Source organism: Streptomyces alkaliphilus, assembly GCF_014141535.1.
GTDB lineage: Bacteria > Actinomycetota > Actinomycetes > Streptomycetales > Streptomycetaceae > Streptomyces > Streptomyces alkaliphilus.
Genome location: NZ_VKHT01000705.1, coordinates 1 through 2,790 on the forward strand (window position 1 = coordinate 1; position 2,790 = coordinate 2,790).

Consider the following 2,790-nt stretch of genomic DNA (forward strand, 5'->3'; position numbering starts at 1 on the left):
CCAGCCACACCCGGGCCCACCCGTCCCCGCGCACCATGAGGTACACGACGATCATCGAGACCAGGGCGTACCCCATCAGCACGTCGAACTCGAAGACCAGCACGAAGTGCAGCAGCCCCTCCAGGAGGAGCAGCGTCGCCCGCCACGGGTACCGGCCGGGCCACGCCCGGCCGCGCCGCAGCGCCGAGCCGTACTGCAATCCCAACCCCACTCCGAAGAGGATGGTCAGCAGGGCCAGGAACTTCCCGTTGGTCAGGGCGCGCAGGGCCACCTCCACCGCGCCGGCGGCCGAGTCGGCCTCCGGGATGTCGAGGAACGCCGAGGCCGGCCCCAGGGGGTGGGTGAACAACCAGATGTTGGTGCCGAGCGTGCCGATGATGGCGATGCCCCGCAGGAGGTCGAGGGCCTCCACCCGCCCGCCCTCCGGTGGCCCGGGAGGGGCGTCGGCGCGTGCGGCACGGGCGACGGGATCGGTGTCCGACTGCTTCATGCCGGCAGCGTCGCCCCGATCGACACCCGTCGTCCTCGGCCGGGGGAACGGCCGGCCCTCCTCACAAAGGAGGGCGCCGACCCCCCTTCTCCCACCTTCGGGGGAGATCCTCCGGCGGGGCGCCCCGGCCGTGGTTCGCCCCGGGGAGCACGTGGTCTCCTGGTGGGATGACGGGTTCGCGGGGAGTGCGGTGGGCGTCCGGCGTCCTTCCCGACGCGGACGCCCCCTCCGGGGGTGACCGGCCCCGCGCCGGGTTCCGCCCGACGCGCGCGGATGTGCTGCCCGCCGCCGGCCTCTTCGTCCTCGGGGCCTTCCTCTACCCGGCGGGCGCGTATCCGTTCTTCGGCGGCGAGGGCACGTTCGTCGTGTGGGCGGTGCCGCCGGGGTGGCGGCTGCTTCCGCTGGCGGGCGCGTGCGCGGCCGTGCTGGTGCGCAGACACCGACCGGGGGCCGCGCTGGGCGCCGGAACGGCGTTCGCCGCCGTGGACGCGCTGTTCGGCTTCGGCATCCCCATGCTGCTGGTCCTCTGCGAACTGCTCCACAACGCCGCACTGCGCGGTTCGCAGCGGTCGACTCGCGTCCTGTTGCGCGCGGTCCTGCTCGCGGCGGCGGCGGCCGGCGTCCTCACCCTGGTGCTCCTGCGCGACGGGCAGGCCGCCGTTCTGCTGGTCATCCTCGTGCTGACCGTGCTCTTCGTGCCGGTGTGGTGGGCGCTGGAGTTGCGGCGCGAACGGGAGCTCGCGGACGCCGAACGCGCCCGCGCGGACCAGCAGGCCACCATCGCGGAGTTCGACCGGCGCTCCGCCGTCGCCGAGGAACGCTCCCGGATGGCCCGCGACCTGCACGACGTCATCGCCGGACACCTGTCCGCCATCGCCCTCCAGGCGGACGCGGCACGCTCCCTGCGCGGGGACCCCGGGGCGATGGAGAAGGTCACGGCCGGCATGCGGGAGAACAGCCTCGCCGCGCTGGGCGAGATGCGTGCCATGATCGAATTGCTGCGGGGCCCGGACCCGGAGGCGGACGACCTCCCGCAGACGGCCCCGGCCCGCCTCTCCGACCCGGGCGCGCTGCTGGACTCGGTCCGGGCGGCGGGCCTCGAACCGGTGCCGTTGGGCGCCGGGGACGGACGGGACGGGGACGCGGTGGCGGAGGTCCCGGGGCCCCCGGCGTTCCTCGACCCCCTGCCCGACGGGACCCCGGCGGCGGTGGAACTGGCCGCCCACCGCATCCTCCGCGAGGCGGTCACCAACGCCGTCAAGCACGGCCGGGGGCCGCGCCTGTGGCTAGGTGCCCGGGTCCGGGACGGCCGGCTGCGCGTGGAGGTGGTCAACGAGATGCCCGACGGGGCGACCGACGAGCCGGCTCGCCGAGCGGCGGGTGCCGACGGCACGGGGATCGGCCTGCTCACCATGCGGGAACGGGCCGCGGAGGTCGGTGGGACGATCACCGCGGGGGAGCACGACGGGCGCTGGCGGGTGCGTGCCGTGCTGCCCCTCGACCGGAGGGGAGGAGACGGGCATGTCGATCCGGGTTCTGTTGGCCGATGACCACGAGGCGGTGCGGTTCGGACTGCGCCTCATCCTGGAACGCGCGCCGGGCATCGAGGTGGTGGGGGAGGCCGCCGACGGCACCGGCGCGGTGAAGACGGCCCGGCGCCTGCGCCCGGACGTGGTGTTGATGGACGTCCGGATGCCCGGCGGGGGCGGCATCCGGGCGACCCGCGCCCTGGTGGGGGAGAAGGTCTGCCACGTCCTGGTCCTGACCACTTTCGACCTCGACGAGTACGTGTACGCGGCGCTGCGAGCCGGGGCGGCCGGGTTCCTGCTCAAGACGGTCGAGGGCGCGCGACTGGTGGAGGCGGTGCGGGCGGTCGCCCGGGGCGAGGGGGTGCTCGCCCCGGAGGTGACCCGGCGGGTGATCTCGCACTTCGCCGGGTCCGTGCCGGCGCCGCCCGGCCCCGCGCGGGAGGTGGAGGGGCTCACCGAGCGGGAACGCGAGGTCTTCGACTGCCTGGGGGAGGGGCTGTCGAACCACCAGATCGCCCGCCGCCTGTACATCGGCGAGACGACGGTGAAGTCGCACGTCTCGAACATTCTCGCCAAGTTGGACCTGCGCTCCCGGGTGCAGGTCGCCATCCTCGCCCGCGAGCACGGACCGGCCTCGGGAGGCCCCGGGACTCCCTGAGCCGGGATGGGGACCGGCGGGGCGATCACCACGGCGACGGGGACACGGGGGCCGGTTCCTCCCCGACGGTGCGCATGCTCACCTCGGCCCAGAGGGTCTTGCCGGTCGGGGGA

The 2,790-nt window shown here is 74.9% G+C and carries 2 protein-coding genes and 1 pseudogene; 2 read left to right on the forward strand and 1 reads right to left on the reverse strand.

Features of this window, described 5'->3' with window-relative positions; all coding sequences use genetic code 11:
- Positions 1 to 490, reverse strand: a pseudogene (locus FNQ90_RS18705) (DUF418 domain-containing protein); the annotation flags it as partial.
- Positions 491 to 675: 185 nt separating this feature from the next.
- On the opposite strand from FNQ90_RS18705, the gene FNQ90_RS28520 reads away from it, so the two are divergent.
- Both FNQ90_RS28520 and FNQ90_RS18715 read left to right on the forward strand, forming a co-directional pair.
- Entirely contained in the window at positions 676 to 2,040 is a 1,365-nt protein-coding gene (locus tag FNQ90_RS28520) for a sensor histidine kinase (RefSeq protein ID WP_182607432.1), read from the forward strand.
- On the forward strand, positions 2,012 to 2,677 hold the full coding sequence (locus FNQ90_RS18715) for a response regulator (RefSeq protein WP_182607433.1): 666 nt from the start codon (positions 2,012 to 2,014) through the stop codon (positions 2,675 to 2,677). The genes FNQ90_RS28520 and FNQ90_RS18715 overlap by 29 nt, the downstream gene beginning before the upstream one ends.
- The last annotated feature ends 113 nt before the right edge of the window (positions 2,678 to 2,790 follow it).